14 protein-coding genes are annotated in these 17726 nt (G+C 65.9%); 6 read left to right on the forward strand and 8 right to left on the reverse strand.

What is annotated here, in order from left to right:
* Positions 1-20 precede the first annotated feature (20 nt).
* Positions 21-1700, reverse strand: coding sequence for a methyl-accepting chemotaxis protein (locus VRZ08_RS22650; RefSeq protein WP_414533970.1), 1680 nt, complete (start codon positions 1698-1700; stop codon positions 21-23).
* A 554-nt stretch (positions 1701-2254) separates the two neighbouring features.
* Between VRZ08_RS22650 and VRZ08_RS22655 the strand changes: the two genes are divergently transcribed.
* Complete coding sequence (locus VRZ08_RS22655; RefSeq protein ID WP_414533971.1) at positions 2255-2509, forward strand: superinfection immunity protein; 255 nt, start codon at positions 2255-2257, stop codon at positions 2507-2509.
* A 62-nt stretch (positions 2510-2571) separates the two neighbouring features.
* On the opposite strand, the gene VRZ08_RS22660 is transcribed toward VRZ08_RS22655, so the two are convergent.
* The 7 genes from VRZ08_RS22660 to VRZ08_RS22690 all read right to left on the reverse strand — a co-directional run bounded on the left by VRZ08_RS22660 (position 2572) and on the right by VRZ08_RS22690 (position 12470).
* Positions 2572-3468, reverse strand: coding sequence for an efflux RND transporter periplasmic adaptor subunit (locus tag VRZ08_RS22660; RefSeq protein WP_414533972.1), 897 nt, complete (start codon positions 3466-3468; stop codon positions 2572-2574).
* An 81-nt stretch (positions 3469-3549) separates the two neighbouring features.
* Positions 3550-5340: an AsmA family protein gene (locus VRZ08_RS22665; RefSeq protein ID WP_414533973.1), complete on the reverse strand. Its 1791-nt coding sequence runs from the start codon at positions 5338-5340 to the stop codon at positions 3550-3552.
* A gap of 69 nt (positions 5341-5409) precedes the next feature.
* On the reverse strand, positions 5410-8559 hold the full coding sequence (locus VRZ08_RS22670; RefSeq protein WP_414533974.1) for an efflux RND transporter permease subunit: 3150 nt from the start codon (positions 8557-8559) through the stop codon (positions 5410-5412).
* On the reverse strand, positions 8559-9446 hold the full coding sequence (locus VRZ08_RS22675; RefSeq protein WP_414533975.1) for an efflux RND transporter periplasmic adaptor subunit: 888 nt from the start codon (positions 9444-9446) through the stop codon (positions 8559-8561). Before VRZ08_RS22675 ends, VRZ08_RS22670 begins: the two co-directional genes overlap by 1 nt.
* Positions 9447-9605: 159 nt before the next feature.
* On the reverse strand, positions 9606-10256 hold the full coding sequence (locus VRZ08_RS22680; RefSeq protein ID WP_414533976.1) for an OmpA family protein: 651 nt from the start codon (positions 10254-10256) through the stop codon (positions 9606-9608).
* 124 nt (positions 10257-10380) lie between these two features.
* Positions 10381-11802 (reverse strand): caspase family protein, encoded by a 1422-nt coding sequence (locus VRZ08_RS22685; RefSeq protein ID WP_414533977.1) that lies wholly within the window; start codon positions 11800-11802, stop codon positions 10381-10383.
* 170 nt (positions 11803-11972) lie between these two features.
* Positions 11973-12470, reverse strand: a complete 498-nt coding sequence (locus tag VRZ08_RS22690) for a MarR family winged helix-turn-helix transcriptional regulator (RefSeq protein ID WP_107357144.1) — start codon at positions 12468-12470, stop codon at positions 11973-11975.
* A gap of 126 nt (positions 12471-12596) precedes the next feature.
* Between VRZ08_RS22690 and VRZ08_RS22695 the strand changes: the two genes are divergently transcribed.
* The 5 genes from VRZ08_RS22695 to maiA all read left to right on the forward strand — a co-directional run bounded on the left by VRZ08_RS22695 (position 12597) and on the right by maiA (position 17663).
* The gene (locus VRZ08_RS22695) at positions 12597-14213 is read left to right on the forward strand and encodes an FAD-dependent oxidoreductase (protein WP_414533978.1); all 1617 of its coding nucleotides are present in this window, start codon (positions 12597-12599) and stop codon (positions 14211-14213) included.
* A complete protein-coding gene (locus VRZ08_RS22700; RefSeq protein WP_414533979.1) occupies positions 14210-14425 on the forward strand; it encodes a DUF2783 domain-containing protein in 216 nt (71 codons plus the stop codon). The genes VRZ08_RS22695 and VRZ08_RS22700 overlap by 4 nt, the downstream gene beginning before the upstream one ends.
* Before the next feature lie 227 nt (positions 14426-14652).
* Positions 14653-15606: an MBL fold metallo-hydrolase gene (locus tag VRZ08_RS22705; RefSeq protein ID WP_414533980.1), complete on the forward strand. Its 954-nt coding sequence runs from the start codon at positions 14653-14655 to the stop codon at positions 15604-15606.
* 57 nt (positions 15607-15663) lie between these two features.
* A complete protein-coding gene (gene hmgA, locus VRZ08_RS22710) occupies positions 15664-17010 on the forward strand; it encodes a homogentisate 1,2-dioxygenase (protein WP_414533981.1) in 1347 nt (448 codons plus the stop codon).
* Entirely contained in the window at positions 17007-17663 is a 657-nt protein-coding gene (maiA, locus tag VRZ08_RS22715; RefSeq protein ID WP_414533982.1) for a maleylacetoacetate isomerase, read from the forward strand. The genes hmgA and maiA overlap by 4 nt, the downstream gene beginning before the upstream one ends.
* The last annotated feature ends 63 nt before the right edge of the window (positions 17664-17726 follow it).

Raw genomic sequence — 17726 nt, forward strand, 5'->3', positions numbered from 1 at the left:
GACAGCGCCGCGCTCCGCGATCAGGCCGCTCGCACTGCGGCCGAGAAGCGGTCGACCTCGGTCTTGAGATGGCGGCTTTCCGCCAGCAGCGCGGCGGCGAGATCGTGCACATGCGTGGAGGCCGCGCCGGTTTTCTCGGCGCCCTCGCGGACCGCCTCGATCGTCCCCGAGACTTCCGTCGCCGCATCCGCCGACTGCCGCACCGTGCTGGCGATCTCGCGCATCGCGGCGCCCTGGTGGTCGACAGCCGAGGCGGTCGAATCCGAAATCTCCGAGATCTGCAGGATGGTGTTGCCGATCGCCTCGATCGCCGACACCGAGGATTCGGTCGCGGCCTTCATCTGGGCGATCTGTTCAGTGATCTCGTCGGTCGCGCGCGCGGTCTGCGCCGCCAGCGCCTTCACCTCGGCGGCCACCACGGCGAAGCCGCGGCCGGCCTCGCCGGCACGCGCCGCCTCGATGGTGGCGTTGAGCGCCAGCAGGTTGGTCTGCGACGCGACCGCGTTGATCAGATCCACCACATCGCCAATGCGCCCGGCCGCCTTCGACAGCTCGGCGATCCGCGCGTTGGTTTCCTGCGCCTGCCGGACGGCGGCCTGGGAAATGTTCTGCGATTGCCGGACCTGCTGACCGATCTGCGAGGCCGATGAGGCTACCTCGTTGCAGGACACGGACGCCGACTGCGCCGTTGCACAGGATTGCTGCGAAGCCGCCGCCACCGTTGTTGCCAGGTGCTGCGTGGTCTCGGCCCCGCTCTCGAGCTGTCTGGCGGCCGCTTCCATGTCGGCGGAGGTGGAGGTCACGGTCTGAACGATGCGGCCGATGGCACGATCCAGGTCGTCGGCCATCTTGTGCATCTCGGCGCGGCGATCGGCGTCGGCTCGCGCCTTGAGGCCCTGCTCGGACTCCATGGCTTCGACCCGCAGCGCGTTGTCCTTGAACACCTGAACGGCGCGTGCCATCGCGCCGACCTCGTCGCCGCGCTCGATCGCCGGAATACCCACGGCCCGATCGCCGCTCGCCAGCCGCCGCATCACTTCGGTCATCCCGGTGATCGGCACGATCACCCGTTTCACGATCGCCGTCAGCCCCGCCACGAACAGCAGGAACACGATGCCGGATACGCCCCACAGCAGATAATTAAGGTCGGTCACGCGGACCGCCGTCGCGGCTTCGGTGGCTGCGTTGAGATCGTTGGTGCGCTTGACGATGTCGTCGATGATGGCGCGATGCGCCGTGTAGGCGGCGGTCAAATCCTTATAGGCCTGCATCGCGGCATCCGGATCCTTGGCCTCGATCGCCGGAACCAGGCTCGCATCGATGATGCGCCAGAATTTCTGCACCTCGCGGTCGGAATCATCAATCAGCCGCGCCTTGATGGCCGGCTCGAGCGGCGCCTTGCGCCAGAAGGCGTGACGGTCCTGGTACTCCTTCTTGAGGCGGTCGAGCCGCTCGCGGTGAAGCGCGGAAGAGCCGGGGTCTTCCAGCGCCAACGTCGCTTCCAGATAGGCTTCGATCACATAGGCGGGCGGCGGCAGGATATCGGCCACCAGATCGTTGCCGAGCTTGATCTGCTCATACAGCGGCCCGCCGACCTTGAGCTGGGAAAGGCCGTACAGGCTCGCCCCGAAAATCGCCGCCAGGCCTGTGCCGATGATGAGGCCGAACATCAGAACCGCTCGGGTGATTGAAAGTCGCATCTAAGCCTCTCAGGTCGAAGCCGCGTAAATCACTCACCCGCGGGAGATTTTGGAATCCCGGAGCGGCGTCTCGGTTCAATGAACGAGTTCCTAGATACCCCACGGCGCACCGGTTGCGTTACTCGTGGGACTACCAAAGCGGCAAATGCCGATGAGAGGGACGGCCCTGTGCGAACTACGTGGTCGCCTCTCGCGCCGGTGATGCGATTCGGGGCGGAGTTACGAGAAGAAGCGCAGTAGGGTGCAATAGGTGTGGTGCGTCTCGGGTGCGGCGATTTTGTTGACTGTTATTCCTGATATCAGTCGTGAATGGCGCGCTGATACCTGCCGTATGCCTTGATCTGGTATCACAGGCCTGTTGCCGCGTTGAAGTGACGCAGTCTTTCGCGTCGCAGTTTTGATTTCAAACAAAGTTTGCTGCGTTGCGTCTTTCGCACAGTCGACACAACGATAATCCCTCGTCGGGTTGCCGCTGGAGCGGCCCCGTCAGTTTGCTCGTCAGCTCCAAAGGGAAAGACAGTGCCGTTTCTCATCAGGTCTCATGGAGGAAGACAATGTCTGCACTGGCTGGACTGCCCTACGACGCCAACATGCCGGCGATCGTCTGGTCGATGTATCTCGTTGCTGCTGCGTTGTACTGCGCGCCGATGCTGATCGCGTTCGCGCGCAACGTCGAATACAAATGGGGACTCTACGTCGGCAATCTGCTGCTCGGCTGGACCGGCATCGGCTGGGCCTACGCGTTGTACTATGCGGTGTTCGCCGACAAGGAGCGGGTGCCCCAGCCTCGCTTGTCTCTGGTTCGATAGCTCGTTGCCGTAACCGTTTTGCGGCGGATCGGTCGCGGCCGAAGCCGTCAGGCGCCTCGGTGCTATTTCGCCGAGGCGCCGGCGGCCAGCACCGAGCGCACCGCATCGCCTTCGCGGAGCAGCGCGCCTGCGCGTTCGACCACGATGTCGCCTTCCTTCAGACCCTCGCGGATTTCGACGTTGCCGCCATTCATCAGGCCGATTTCGACCCGGCGGGTTTCGACCACCTGACGCCGCACGACCTGCACGATGGTTCCGACCGGACTGTAGATCACCGCGGTGAGCGGCACCGAGATGTTGCAGCTCTCGCCGGTCTTGATGGTGGCGCGGCCGGACGCGTTGGCGAGCAGTCGCTTGTCCGAGCTGATGCCGACGAACACATTGCCGAGCTGGGTCTTCGGCTCCACCGTCGCGGAGACGCGGCGGACCTTGCCCTGTAGCTCGTTTTTGTCGCCGACCACCTTCACGGTCGCGGTCTGGCCGACCGACAGCCGCGGCATGTCGCGGGTCGGCACCTGTCCAACCAGATCGAACTCGCCGCGGCTGACGATGGTGAACAGCGCTTCGCCCTTTGGGGACGCCGGCGCGCCGATCAAAGCGGTCGAGGCCGACACCAGGCCGGCGACCGGCGCCTGAACCGTGCCGCCGCCGTCGAGCTTCGCCAGGCGTTGACCCTGGGTGACGGTCTCACCGGGGTCGACCAGCACGTCGCTGATCTTGGCGCCGGGCCGGTCCGGTCGCACCGAGACTTCGTCGCGCGGGACTAGGAATCCGGACCCCTCGACCACCGCCGGAAAGCAGGCCTTGGCGGCTGGAAAGACAGTGACAGTCTGCGCGGCGGCTTCACTTCCCTGAGCGCGGACCGGAGATACGAGCGCGCAGGTGATCGCGAGAGCCAGCAGCGCTGCACGCTGAAGATCAGGCCCCAAACGGAGGGGATCACCGATCAGCCTGGTCATGTTGGGTCCTTGCCTCGATGCCATCCAAGCTTTGCACTCGCGAGTTCCGCTCGTCGTGATCTTGCCGGTTCGCATCGATCGTCACCGTCCGAACAGCTGCTTGATGATCGCGTCCACCGCCGCACCGTGATCGTCGTCAGGGCGGCTGGCGTCGCCAGAGTTGTTGCGATCGCCGCGGCTGCTGCCGAGCAGGCCGAACAGACCGCTGCCGATCTCGCGCAAACGCTGATACGCCGCATCCGGGTCGTCGAGCACGCCGGCGATGTCGGGAAAGATGCGCGGCGCGATCCACGGTCCCTCGATCCTGACCGGAATGCCGAAGCCGATCGGCTCGGGGGCGGGCGCAACACTTCGCTCCAACGCGCTCTGTCCCTGCGTCGTCAGCACCAGCTTGGGCTCTACTTTGAGCGCCAGCGTTTTGGTCGGCAGGTCGATCGCCCCGGCGCCGGTCATCCGCACCAGCGGACCGGCGAGCTTCAGATCGGAGGTCTCGGCCTTGCCTTGGGCGATCCGGAACGAGGCGGCGAATTCGCTGAGATCGGTGGCATCGGTCGGGGCGATCTGCCAGCCGTCCTGGGTATGCGCAGTCAGATTGCGGATGATCCGGGTGACGTCGATGCCGCGGATCGCGCCGTCGCGAAGTCCGACTGCGGCGCTGCCGTTGAGGCCGGATGCGATCGCGCGCGCACTGCTCCCGCTGCTGCGCAGCGCCAGCTTGGCCTGCAGCCGGCCGTCGAGCCGGTCGAAATCGGCCAGCCCGTCGAGCAGCGGCAGCGCATGCACGCCGCTGAGATCGCCCTGCAGGTCGAATGTCGGCACCGCACCGGAGGCGTCGATCGCCAGCGTCCCGGTCGCTTGTCCGCCATAGGCGGCCAGACGGCTCGCTTGCACCGCCAGCACGCCGCCGGCGAGCTTGGCGTCGGCCGAGGCCGGTGCGATCCGGGCCGGACCGATGTTCAGCTCGGTGGCGGACAGCCGCAGTTCGGCATCGACGTAATTCAGGCCGGCGAAATCGAGCGGCGTTTCGCTCCACGGTGACCCGGGAGGCGCGGTCCGAGTGATGGCGACGAGATCGAGCCGCTGAAAGTCGAGGTCGAGCTTGACCAGCGGCTTGCCGGCGACGTCGACCGAGGCCCAGCCGTTGAACGGTGCGTCGCCCAGTCTGCCGCTGACGCCGTTGATCGCCAGCGTGGTGCCGCGCAGCCGCGCTTCCGCTTTGGCGCTGAGCCGCGACGTCAGCAACCCCGGAGCGTCGAGCGTGAGATCGATCAGCATCGGCTGCTTGTCGTCCGCCGGCGGCGTGGCGGTGAGTTCGAACGACACCGGCGAGCGGCCGAGCGTGGCCGAGCCGCTGGCGGTGATCGGCCCCTCGTTATCCTCACGTTCGATGTCGGCCTGAATGCCGGCAATGCGGCGTTCGACGCGGTCGGCCGTGCTGGTCATCACCACGACGCCGTCCTGAACCACGATGCGCTCGATGTCGGCGAGCTCGGCGCTACTTTTGCGCGCGGGCGCTGGCGTGGCGCCGGCCTCATCGCGCCGGCGCAGCAGCGGCAGATAGAGTTCGGGACTGATCAGGGTCAGCTCGGTGAGCCGCGGCGTCGCCGAGATCAGGCTGATCAGCGGCAGTTCGGCGCGGACGGTCGCGATCTTCAGCCGCGGATCGGTGGTGCGGCCGCCCGGCAATTCGGCACTGACATCGTGCAAGGTCAGCGCGACCGCCGGAAACAGCCGGACGGTACCGGCCCCGGCGATCGTCACCCGGTAGCCGGTGTCGCGCTCGATCCGGCTCTGGATCGCGCCGGTCAGCGCGCCGGCCGGAATCCCGATCGCGATCAGCAGCGTGGCCGCGACGAGGAGCAGAGCCGCCATGGCGCCTACGATCCTGATCGGTTTCATCTCGGCTCCTTACGCATCCGGCTGCCCGCTGATCCGTCGACCCTAGCCACGCCAGAACGACGGCTTCTTGGCCGTCGGCGCCGGCTCGGCACTGGCGGGTGGTGTCGCCGCCGGCACGGCTTCGGCCGCGTCGCGCGCGCTGCCGCTGAGCAGTCGCTTGCCGACCGCCCAGAAGCCGCGGCCGACGTCATCCATCATCATGAACACCGCGGGCACGAAGATCAGCGACAGCACCGTGGAGAAGATCAGGCCACCGATCACCGCCAGCGCCATCGGCGAGCGGAATTCGCCGCCGGCGCCGAATGCCAGTGCGCTCGGCATCATGCCGGCCACCATCGCGATCGTGGTCATCACGATCGGGCGGGCGCGCTTTTGGCCGGCGTCGATGATCGCGGCGTCGCGGCTCTTGCCGTCACGCATCGCCTCCATGGCGAATTCGATCAGCATGATGGCGTTCTTGGTGACGATGCCCATCAGCATCAGGATGCCGATCCACACCGGCGTGGTAAGCTGTTTGCCGGTCAGCAGCAGCGCCCCGATCGCGCCGCCGATCGACAGCGGCAGCGAGAACAGGATGGTGATCGGCTGCAGGAAGGTGCCGAACAGCAGCACCAGCACCGCATAGACCATCATCAAGCCGCCGCTGATCGCCGTGGCGAAGCCGTCCGACAGTTCGGCGAGGTTCTCGGCATCGCCCGAGGGGCTGACTTTGACGCCCTTCGGCAGCGATTTCATCACCGGCAGTTCCTTGATCTGCTTGGTGGCGTCGCCGAGCGCGGAATTGCCGGCCAGGTCGGCCGCGACGGTGGCCTGGCGCAGCCGGTCATAGCGGTTGATGCTGGTCGGGCCCTGATCGAATTTGACGTCGGCGACGACCGACAGCGGCACCGCGCCGCGGCCGCCATAGATCGGCACCTGAAGCTGTTCGAGCGTGGCGAGCTCGCCGCGCGCCGAATCTTCGAGCTGCACCCGGATCGGCACCAGCCGGTCGCCGGCGTCGAATTTGGCGAGCGCCGGGCCGACATCGCCGATGGTCGCAACCCGGATGGTCTCGGACAGGCTCTCGGTCGAGACGCCGAGCCGGGCGGCGAGATCGGCGCGGGGGCGGATCCGCAATTCGGGCCGATCCAGCGCGGTCTCGGAGATGACGTTGGAGATCAGCGGAATCCGCTTCATCTGCGACGCGAGTTCCTGGGCGACGTTGTTGACCACGGCGCTGTCGTCGCCGGTCACCACCAGCGAGATCGCGCGCAGGCCGTTCTCGTCGAGGAACCAGTAGCGGATGTCCGGCACCTGATCGAGCTGCCTGCTGATCGCGTGTTCGAGGTCGCGCTGGGTGATCGAGCGGTCGTGCTTCGGCGTGTAGTTGATGATCAGCGAGGCGCGGCGCACTTCCTGGATGCCGGGCGGCACCCGGCCGCCATCGACGAACACGCTCTTCACCTCGGGCCGCTCGCGCAGCAGCTTGACGATCGCCTCGGTGGTCTTCTCGGTGGTGCCGATCTGGGTGCCGGGCGGCAGTTGCATCGCCAGCACCGAGCGCGCGGTGTCCTGCGCCGGCAGGAAGCCTTGCGGCAGCAGCACGATGCTCCAGATCGAAGCGGCGAAGATGCCGAGCCCGATCAGCACCGTGATGTAATAATGCTGCACCGACCAGGTGACGACGCGCGTATAGGCGCGTAGTACGCGGCCCGGCGGCTTCTCGACGTGCGGATGATCCTTCAGGAAATACGCCGCCAGCACCGGTGTGACGAACCGGGCCGCCAGCAGCGAGAAGAACACCTGCACCGAGACGGTGATGCCGAACTGCTTGAAGAACTGTCCGGCGATGCCCGACATGAAGCTGGCCGGCGCAAAGATCGCGATGATGGTCAGCGAGATCGCGATCACCGCGAGGCCGATCTCGTCGGCGGCCTCGATCGCTGCCTGATACGGCGACTTGCCCATCCGCATGTGGCGGACGATGTTCTCGATCTCGACGATGGCGTCGTCGACCAGGATGCCGGTCGACAGCGTAATCGCAAGGAAGCTGACGAGGTTCAGTGAGAACCCCAGCATGTCCATCGCCCAGAACGCCGGGAAGATCGACAGCGGCAGCGAGATCGCGGCGATGACGGTGGCGCGGAAGTCGCGCAGGAACAGGAACACCACGATCACGGCGAGGATCGCGCCCTCGAACAGCGTCGAGATCGCCGCCTCGTAATTGCCTTTGGTGTAGTCGACCGAGGTGTCGATCAGCTTCAGCTCGACGTCGGGATATTGCGCCTTCAGCGCGTCGATCCGCTTCTGCACCGCCTCGGCGACCACGACGTCGCTGGCGCCCTTGGAGCGCTTGATGCCGAGCGCCACCACCGGCTCGCCGTTGAAGCGCGCAAAGGTGTGGCGCGCCGCGATGGTGTCGGTGACGGTGCCGAGATCGTCGAGCCGCACTTCGCCGCCGGCATTCAGGCTGATCATGGTGCCGGCGAGATCGTTGAGCGTGCGGGCGCCGGCGAGGGTGCGGATCGCCTGATCGTTGTTACCGATCTCGGCGCGGCCGCCGGCGAGATCGACATTGGTGCCGCGCAGCCGGCGCGACACGTCGAGCGCAGTCAGCCCTGCGGCTTTGAGCCGGTCGGGATCGAGCGACACCAGGATTTCGCGTTCGACGCCGCCGATGCGCTCCACTTGGGCGACGCCGCGCACGCCCTGCAGCGCGCGTTTGACGACGTCGTCGACGAACCAGGACAGTTGCTCCGGCGTCTTGCCGGGCGAAATCGCCGCGTAGGTGACGATCGGCAGGCCGATCACGTCGACGCGCTGGATCAGCGGCTCGTTGATGTTCTGCGGCAGGTTGGCGCGGACCCGCGTCACCGCGTCTTTGACGTCGTTGAGCGCGCGGTCGGTGTTGGTTTCCAGCGCGAACTGGATCGTCGTCACCGACAGGCCGTCGGTGATCGACGAGGCGATATGGCGGACGCCTTCGACGCCGGAGACGCCGTCCTCGATCGTCTTGGTGACCTGCGCTTCCAGCTCGGCCGGAGCCGCGCCGAACTGCGACACCGCAACCGAAATCACCGGGATGTCGGCGCTCGGCAGCCGCGTCACCGCCAGCTTGGTGAAGCTGATCCAGCCCAGCGCCAGCAGGATGATCGAGAACACGATCGAGGGCAGCGGGTGCCGGATCGACCAGGAGGAAACGTTGAGGCCCATCAGCGCGCTTTCGGTCGCTCGGAATCGTCGGTGAAGATCGGCTTGATGCGGTCGCCGTCGTGCAGCGAGGTGCCGGCGTCGGCCACCACAATCTCGCCTTCGCGGACCCCGTCGATGATCTCGATCGCATGATCGGAGGTCAGGCCGACCTTGACTGCGCGGGTTTCGACGACGTTGTCCTTCACCACCTGTACGGTGGCGTGGTCGATCGCCGAGCGCGGGATCGCGACGCCGCAGCTTCGTCGCGCATCGATGGTGACGCGCACGAACATCCCGACGTTGAGGGCAGGCGAGGCGGCGAGCGCAATCCGCACCTGGCCGAATTGAGTCTTGCGGTCGATCTGCGGCGCGGCGAGCCGCACCGTGCCGGTGAGTTCGGTGCCGTCGTCGCGGCTGATCCGTGCGGTGGCACCGGGGCCGACCTTGAGGGCGTGAATGCTCGGCACCTCGGCATCGATTTCGAGGTCGTTGCCGACCGCGATCCGCAGCATCGGTCCTGCGAGCGGCGAAGCGGGTGCGCCGGCGATCGTCCGCACCTCGGTGATCAGGCCGGCGGCCGGCGCCTTCAGCGTCCTGTTGCCGCCGGGGCCGGTCACTCGAACGACATCCTGATTGTCGGTCACGACATCGCCCTCGCGCACCAGCACGTCGGTGACGCGGCCGTCGCTATCGGCGATCACCACCGCTTCCTTGCGCGGCACCACGAAGCCGGTGACCCGAACCTTGTCGGAAAAGCAGGCGCTGGTTGCCTTGGCGACGACGACCTGCACACCGGCATTGCCGTCAGGCTGATCCGCACGAGCTATCGTGACCAGGCCACACAGCAGGCCGGCGGCGATCGCAGCGCGTGCCGGCGACAGGTTCGGGCGGATCCACGCATTGATCATCTTGGTACTCGGCGAACTTTCGACTGGCCTGGCGTTAGTCCGGTTTCACGCACGGGCGCGCCGGGCCCTCTATACACCGACCAATAGTGACAAAACAGCGAAGGCGTCCCGCGGCAGCGGAACGCCTTGAAGCGACGCCGGTATCAGCTGGAACGCTGCTCATTTGGCCGCGGCGCTCTGATCCGACATGTTGACCACCTGCACCCGGCGATTGACGCCGCTGTCGGGATGCGCCTGATCTTTAAGCCGGCTCTCGCCGTAACCGACGGTGACCAGGTCGGCGCCCGCGATGCCGTACTTCTCGACCAGCACCCGCTTGATGGTATCGGCGCGACGTTCCGACAGGTCCTGATTGAACGTGTCACTGCCGACGCTGTCGGTATGGCCGGCGACCACGAAGGTTGCGCCCTTCAGATCGGCGCTGGACAGCGCCTTGCCGAGTGCTTCGACCGCCGGCGCTGCCTGACGGCTGATCGTGGCGGAGTTGTAGTCGAAGGTGATTTCGAGATCGATGTTCGGCTTGTCCTTGGTGATCTCGGCGATCTGAGTCCGTTCGGCGGACGACAGCGATCGTGTCGGCCGGTTGCGCAGGCCGTCGACGAACTTGATCTGAGCTGGGTCGGCGGTTGCGGCGGCCGGCTGTGCGGCCGACAGGCTGCGGGTCAGCGGCTTGTTCGGCGTCAGCGCCCGCACGATCTGGTCCGACGTCACCTCTCCGGCCGATGCGGCGCCGAACGGGAGAGCTGCACCGAGACCGAGCATGAAAGCGCCGAGCAGGGCGCGGTGTCGGGCTGCGGTCTTCCTGGTCATCGTTCGGTCTCCTGCGATTGGCGGGCGTTCGCTGGCGGAGGATCTGGATCGCGTTGTTCCTGATCGTCGCGCCATCGCGGCGGCAGGTTCAACGCCGGGAGACAGTGAAGCGAAACTGTCACGCTTACTTCACACCGTAGCCGGCGAACTCCTTGCCGATGTTGGGATCGAGCTTTTTGGCGGTGGTCAGGTCAATCTCGCCTTCGGAGGCCAGCCCGATCCGCTTGCGCGCCAGCCCGCGGCCGTACAGCGACGAGGTCAGCCTTGGATTGACCTTGAGCGCGGCGTCGAAGTCGGCGATCGCGGCCTTGTCGCGTCCGCTCTTCAGATGCAACAGGCCGCGGCTATCCAGCGCATCAACGAAGTTCGGACGCAGCAGCAGCGCCTGGTCGCAGTCGGCGATCGCGGTCTCGAGTTCGCCGATCACGGTCCGCACCCAGCAGCGGTTGTTGTAGGCTTCGACGTCCTTGCCGTTCAGCCGGATCGCTTCGTCGAAGTCCTTGATGGCGGTCCGGTAGGCGCCCTTGCTGGCATAGACCTGACCGCGCCGGTAATACGCATTGCCGTCGGACGGCTTGTCCGCAATCTGCGCGGTCAGCGATTTCACCGTCGGATCGCTGGCCAGCGCCAGCGCCAGTTTGTCGTCGTCACCGCCGCTGCTGGCCGGCTTTGCTTCCGCGGCCTGCGGCGGCTTGGCCTCCAGTGGTGCTGGTGCCGGCTTAGCGGCTTCCACTGGCGCAGTGGCGGCCGCCGGTTTCTCTGCAGTCGGTTTCTCCGCCGTCGCGGCGCCGGGGACGAAGACGAAATCGTCAGCCAGTGAGGACGAGATCCACGGCACCTGCTCGCCGCGCGAGGCCCGGGTAACCGCTGTCCGGGTGCGATTGAAAGCCTCCTCGGCGGAGAGCGCCGGCACGCGGATTTCCTCGCGCAATGCGCTGACGAACGGGCTGCGGACGCTGTCATTGTCGGTGACGACGGCGCTCAGTGCGGCCGCGTACATCACCAGCGATCCGTTCGGAGCGATCACCGGAGCGAGGCCGGCGGAGAAACTGCGAAAGCGGCGCTCGAACGGATTGCGGCGCGAGGCGTCGACCAGTGCAATTTTGACCGATGCGCCGCGACTGTTCAGCTCATTGAGAACACTCTCGAGGGCGATGCCGTCCCGCCGCACGTCGGGCTCGGTCCAGATCTGCGCATCGACCGGGATCAGGTAGCTCTGCCGGCCCGACTGGATGCCGAAGCCACTGAAGAACACCAGCGCGGCTGCGCCCGGTTTTGTCCGCTGATACAACCGGTCGAACGCGCGTCGCATCGCATCGCCGCTCAGGTCCTCCCCGAGTTCGGCATCGAAGCCGGCACGCTTCAGCTCATTTGCAAATTCGCGGGCATCGCTGACTGCTTGGCTTAGCGGCTTATCGGCATCTGGATATTTGCTGTTGCCGATCACCAGCGCGACCCGCGGCGCCGAACTATCTGCGGCGAAGCAGCGTGGTACTGCAACGATTGCGGCGACCATCAGCACGACCAAACCGAGACGGATCTTCATGCGATGCGGGACCTGCAGAGGCGGGGCTGCGTGGGCGAGGCGATTAACTCAGTATTTGTGCACCGCATCTCACCCCGCCGTCGCTGCGCCTGTCAATCATCCCCGGTGGCGGCTCCGATCGTCGTAGCAGCCCGGTATTTCCAGATCGCGACGCGTTGACCTGAGAAGCGTTATCCGACCGAAGCCGGCAGCTTTGCCGGCGCCGTCTCGGAATGGTCGTGGCTGGCCTGGATCAGGTTCAGATGCCGCTCGATCTTGCCGAGAGCTGTGGCCAACTGGTCGCGCTCCCGCGCGGACAGGCAGGACAGGATCTCCTGTTCCTTGCGTTTTAGCCGCGGCACCAGCTCGTGATACAGCGCGCGGCCCTTCTTGGTGAGCCGCAGCCGAAACTCGCGGCGGTCGTCCTCGTTCTCGACGCGTTCGATCAGTTCGCGCTCCAACAAGCCGGTTACCGCACGGCTGATGGTCGATTTGTGGGTGCGTGTGCACTGCGCAATGAACTGCGCCGTGCAGGCATCGTTGCGAAAACCGAGCGTGGCGAGAATGCGCCAGCCGGGAATATCCAACCCGTAGCGCTGCTGATACTCTTCCGAGAGCGCAGCGCTGACTTCCGCGGCCAGCCGGTTAAGCTGGAACGGCACGAACGAGAACAAATCGAGCTTCGTCAAAAAAATCTCCGGGGCCGGGTTGCGCGGCGCGACGACTGCGGCTTAGATAGTTGCAAATGAAACTATCACGCAGGAGGACGCCTTGACCAGCGCTTTGCACGGGACGGGTCGGCAGGGCTGAGGCCGATGGCCCATCAGGAGCATTTTCAGTTCGGCTATCGCCGGCACCCGGATCAGGATCGTCAGGACCCCGCGCGCCATCCGGTCGTGGTGGTCGGCGCCGGCCCGGTCGGACTATCGCTGGCGATCGATCTGGCGCAGCGCGGCCAAAACGTGGTGCTGCTGGACGATGCCGACCGGATCGGCGAGGGCTCGCGCGCGATCTGTTTCTCCAAACGCGCGCTCGAAGTCTGGGACCGGCTCGGCGTCGGTGCGCAGATGGTCGAGAAGGGCGTGGTCTGGCAGGTCGGCAAGATCTTTCGCCGCGACGAGATGGTGTACCGCTTCGACCTGCTGCCGGAGACCGGCCATAAGATGCCGGCCTTCATCAATCTGCAGCAATACTACGCCGAGGCGTTCCTGGTCGGCCGCGTGCAACAACTTCCGCAGATCGATCTGCGCTGGCGTAACAAGGTGACGGCGCTCGCCCAGCACAACGACCATGCCGAGCTGACGATCGAGACGCCGGATGGGCCGTATCGGCTCGCCGCCGATTACGTCGTTGCCTGCGACGGCGCGCGGTCGAGCCTGCGCGGCATGGTCGGCGCCGAGTTCGCCGGGGAAGTTTTCGAAGACCAGTTCCTGATCGCCGACGTGAAGATGACGGCGGAGTTTCCGACCGAGCGCTGGTTCTGGTTCGATCCGCCGTTCCACTCCGGCCAGTCGGCATTGCTGCATCGCCAGCCCGACGACGTCTGGCGGATCGATCTGCAGATTGGCGCCGAGGCCGATGCCGCGGTCGAGCGGCAGCCGGAGCGGGTACGGCCGCGGATCGAGCGAATGCTCGGTCACGGCGATTTCAGCTTCGAGTGGATCTCGATCTACAAGTTCCAGTGCCGGCGGATGCAACGCTTTCTGCACGAGCGCGTGATCTTCGCCGGCGACTCGGCGCATCAGGTGTCGCCGTTCGGCGCGCGCGGCGCGAATTCGGGTCTGGAGGACGGCGAGAACCTCGCCTGGAAGCTCGATCTGATATTGCGCGGGCAGGCGCCGGCGAGCCTGCTCGACAGCTACGACGTCGAGCGCAGCCAGGCGGCCGACGACAACATTCGCCACTCCACCCGTTCGACCGATTTCATCGCGCCGCATTCCAAGCAGGAACGCCGGCTGCGCGATGCGGTGCTGGCGCTGGCGCACGATGTCGAATTCGCCAAGCGGATGGTCAATGCCGGGCGGTTGTCGACGCCCTCGGTCTACGACTCGCCGCTCTCGACCCGCGACACCGATGTGTGGACCAGCGGGCCCGAGCCTGGAGCCGCGATGCGCGATGCGCCGCTGAAGACGGCGGACGGCGCGCCGATCTATCTGACCGAAGCCTTCATGCAGGCCGGCGGCGGCTTCGTGCTGCTGGAGCGCGCCAACGGGAGCGCGGCGCCGGTGCCGCAAGGCGTCCGCAGTCTTCGGATCGGCGGTGACTCGCCGCTGCGCGACGACGACGGCGTACTCGCCGCGCGCTACGACGCGACACCCGGTGCCGCCTATCTGCTCCGCCCCGACGGCTACGTTGCCGCCCGGTTCCGCCATCCGACGCAGGCTGCAATCGACGCAGCGCTGGCGCGGGCATGTGGGAGGACTCTGCCATGAGGGCCGTGCTGTCGACCAAAAGCAATTTCGCCGAACCCGATGCCGCCTATCGGCTGATCGTCGAGGCGCATCGCGGCCTCAGCGACGACCAGAGCGCCTCACTCGACGCCGCGCTGGTGCTGATCCTCGCCAACCACATTGGTGACCTCGATTTGCTGCGCGAGGCGACAGCGCTGGCGAAGCGGAGCGTGGTGGAGGGGCAACGGGAGTGAGCGGCGTCAACGAAACCGCGCGGCGCAAGCTCATCGCCCCAAGCTTCGTCATTCCGGGGCGCGCCGCCAGGCGCGAACCCGGAATCTCGAAGTGATGGTGCGAAGCGGCGGCCGCAGAACAGCTCGGGATTCCGGGTTCGCTCGCTGCGCGAGCGCCCCGGAATGACGAACCTGGAACGATCAGCGCGCAAGCGCGTGAACGAGTCGACAACTAACAAGGACCTCACATGGCCAAAGGCTTCGCCTCCACCACCGACCTCGCTGAGAAGAAGGTGACGTTCTCCGAGATCGGGCTCGATCTGTACGCGTTCACGGCGGAGGGTGATCCGAATTCGGCAGTGATCGTCGGCGACGATGGTTGTCTGGTGTTCGACGCGCAAGCGACGCCGGCGATGGCGGGTAAGGTGATCGAGCGCGTCCGCAGCGTCACCGACAAGCCGATCAAATATGTGGTGCTGTCGCACTATCATGCGGTGCGCGTGCTCGGCGCGTCGGCCTATCAGGCGCAAGGCATCATCGCGTCGCAGGAAACCTATCGGCTGATCGAGGAGCGCGGTCAGCAGGATTGGGATTCGGAATACGGCCGGTTTCCGCGGCTGTTCCAGGATGCCGAGAGCATTCCGGGGTTGACCTGGCCGACACTGGCGTTCGATGGCGAGATGTCGATCTTCCTCGGCAAGCGTGAGGTGCGGCTGATGCAGCTCGGCGCCGGCCATACGTCGGGTGACATCGTCGCCTGGGTGCCGGACGCGCAGGTGATGTTCACCGGCGACCTCGTCGAGTATCACTCGGCCTGCTATTGCGGCGACGCATATTTGCGCGAGTGGCCGGCGACGCTGAACGAGATCCGTGAGTTCAATCCGAAGGCGATCGCGCCCGGCCGCGGCGACGCGCTGAAGGGGCTGGAGACTACGCGCGAGGCGATCGCGATGACGCGCGATTTCGTCGGCACGCTATACGGCGCCGCCGAGATCTCGGTCGCCAAAGGCCGCAGCCTGAAAGAAACCTGGGACGCCACCCGAGAGGTGATGGACCCGAAGTTCGCGTCCTTCGCCATCTATGAGCACTGCCTGCCGTTCAACGTCTCGCGCGCGTTCGACGAAGCCTCGGGCATCGACGATCCGGTGATCTGGACTGCCGAGCGCGATCGCGAAATGTGGGCCGCCCTGCAGGGCGGTTAGTCCGAACCGCGAGCGCGGCTTCGGCCGCGTCCCTCGCCAACCGATCGGAGGACGACCATGAACATCAATGCCGCGCCGCAGATCCTCGGTGGCTCATCGCAAGGCATCACGACCGGCTATATGTCTGGCTTCGGCAATTCGTTCGAGACCGAGGCGCTGCCCGGCGCGCTGCCGGTGGGACGCAATTCGCCGCAGCGCTGCGCCTATGGTCTCTACGCCGAGCAATTGTCCGGATCGCCGTTCACGGCGCCGCGCGGCGCCAACGAGCGATCGTGGCTGTATCGGATTCGTCCCTCGGTGAAGCACTCCGGCCGCTTCGCCAAGGCCGATATGGGGTTGTGGCGTTCGGCGCCGTGCTTCGAGCACGATTTGCCGATCGCGCAGCTGCGTTGGGACCCGCCGCCAATGCCACAGGACAAGCTGACTTTCCTGCAGGGCGTGCGCACCATGACGACGGCCGGCGACGTCAACACCCAGGCCGGTATGGCGACGCATCTTTATCTGATCACCCAGTCGATGGTCGATCAGCACTTCTACAATGCCGACGGCGAGATGATGTTCGTGCCGCAGCAGGGCAGCCTGCGTCTTGTCACCGAGTTCGGAATCATCACCATCGAGTCGGCCGAGATTGCCGTGATCCCGCGCGGCGTCAAGTTTCGGGTCGAGTTGGTCGACGGCCCAGCGCGAGGTTATCTGTGCGAGAACTATGGCGGCGCGTTCACGCTGCCGGAGCGTGGCCCGATCGGCGCCAATTGCCTCGCCAATTCGCGCGACTTCCTGACGCCGGTCGCCGCCTATGAAGATAGGGACACGCCGACCGAACTGTATGTGAAATGGGGCGGCTCGCTGTACGTGACCAAGCTGCCGCACTCGCCGATCGACGTCGTCGCCTGGCACGGCAATTACGCGCCGTACAAATACGACCTACGGACCTATTCGCCGGTCGGTGCGATCGGCTTCGACCATCCCGATCCATCGATCTTCACCGTGCTGACCTCGCCGTCCGAGACGCCGGGTACCGCCAACATCGACTTCGTGATCTTCCCCGAGCGCTGGATGGTGGCGGAGAACACGTTTAGGCCGCCGTGGTATCACATGAACATCATGTCGGAGTTCATGGGGCTGATCTACGGCGTCTACGACGCCAAGCCGCAGGGCTTCGTTCCGGGCGGCGCGTCGCTGCACAACATGATGCTGCCGCACGGGCCGGACCGCGAGGCGTTCGACCATGCCAGCAATGGCGAATTGAAGCCGGTGAAGCTGACCGGCACGATGGCGTTCATGTTCGAGACCCGCTATCCGCAGCGCGTCACCGAATATGCCGCGACCTCCGGTCTGTTGCAGGACGACTACGCCGACTGCTGGAACGGCCTCGAAAAGCGCTTCGATCCGAACCGGCCATGACCAAAGCTCAGGATCACGACGCCGCGGTGCTGTACGGCTATTTCCGCTCCTCCGCGGCGTATCGGGTGCGGATTGCGCTCAACTTGAAGAACATCGTGGTGGCGCAGCGCTACGTCCACCTGCGCAACGGCGAGCAGAATCTCGAGGCGTTCCGCTGGATCAATCCGGCCGGCCTGGTGCCGTATTGGAGCGAGGGTGAGTTCAACGTCGGGCAATCGCTGGCGATCATCGAGTATCTCGATGAGACCCACCCCGAGCCGCCGCTGCTGCCGAAAGATCCGAAGGCCCGCGCCATCGTGCGCGAGATTGCCTATGCGGTGGCCTGCGACATCCATCCGATCGGAAACCTGCGCATCCTGAAGCGGCTGAGCGAACTCGGCGTCGACGAGGTCGACCGCGCCCGTTGGTCGAAAGAATGGATCGAGCAGGGCTTTGCGGCGATCGAGGCGCGGCTGGCGCAGACGCCGGGGCCGTTCGCATTCGGCCAAAGGCCGACGCTCGCAGACATCTGCATCGTCCCGCAAGTGTTCAACGCTCGCCGCTTCGACGCCGACCTCGCCCCGTTCGAGCGTATCCGCCAGATCGAAGCCGAAGCAATGAAGCTCGACGCCTTCGTCGCCGCCGAGCCAGGCCGGCAGCCAGATGCGGAGTAGCTTGTTCCGTCATTGCGAGGAGCGAAGCGACGACGCAATCCAGAGGCCTGGTGCACGGAGCTC

This window comes from Rhodopseudomonas sp. G2_2311, from assembly GCF_047501505.1.
Lineage (GTDB): Bacteria > Pseudomonadota > Alphaproteobacteria > Rhizobiales > Xanthobacteraceae > Rhodopseudomonas > Rhodopseudomonas palustris_H.

Bases quoted from the DNA above. Each gene is read 5' to 3' on its own strand.
- VRZ08_RS22660 (WP_414533972.1), bottom strand. From the start codon at position 3,468: ATGACCAGGCTGATCGGTGATCCCCTCCGTTTGGGGCCTGATCTTCAG.
- hmgA (WP_414533981.1), top strand. From the start codon at position 15,664: ATGAACATCAATGCCGCGCCGCAGATCCTCGGTGGCTCATCGCAAGGC.
- VRZ08_RS22650 (WP_414533970.1), bottom strand. From the start codon at position 1,700: ATGCGACTTTCAATCACCCGAGCGGTTCTGATGTTCGGCCTCATCATC.
- maiA (WP_414533982.1), top strand. From the start codon at position 17,007: ATGACCAAAGCTCAGGATCACGACGCCGCGGTGCTGTACGGCTATTTC.
- VRZ08_RS22685 (WP_414533977.1), bottom strand. From the start codon at position 11,802: ATGAAGATCCGTCTCGGTTTGGTCGTGCTGATGGTCGCCGCAATCGTT.
- VRZ08_RS22705 (WP_414533980.1), top strand. From the start codon at position 14,653: ATGGCCAAAGGCTTCGCCTCCACCACCGACCTCGCTGAGAAGAAGGTG.
- VRZ08_RS22680 (WP_414533976.1), bottom strand. From the start codon at position 10,256: ATGACCAGGAAGACCGCAGCCCGACACCGCGCCCTGCTCGGCGCTTTC.
- VRZ08_RS22655 (WP_414533971.1), top strand. From the start codon at position 2,255: ATGTCTGCACTGGCTGGACTGCCCTACGACGCCAACATGCCGGCGATC.
- VRZ08_RS22670 (WP_414533974.1), bottom strand. From the start codon at position 8,559: ATGGGCCTCAACGTTTCCTCCTGGTCGATCCGGCACCCGCTGCCCTCG.
- VRZ08_RS22695 (WP_414533978.1), top strand. From the start codon at position 12,597: ATGGCCCATCAGGAGCATTTTCAGTTCGGCTATCGCCGGCACCCGGAT.
- VRZ08_RS22675 (WP_414533975.1), bottom strand. From the start codon at position 9,446: ATGATCAATGCGTGGATCCGCCCGAACCTGTCGCCGGCACGCGCTGCG.
- VRZ08_RS22700 (WP_414533979.1), top strand. From the start codon at position 14,210: ATGAGGGCCGTGCTGTCGACCAAAAGCAATTTCGCCGAACCCGATGCC.
- VRZ08_RS22665 (WP_414533973.1), bottom strand. From the start codon at position 5,340: ATGGCGGCTCTGCTCCTCGTCGCGGCCACGCTGCTGATCGCGATCGGG.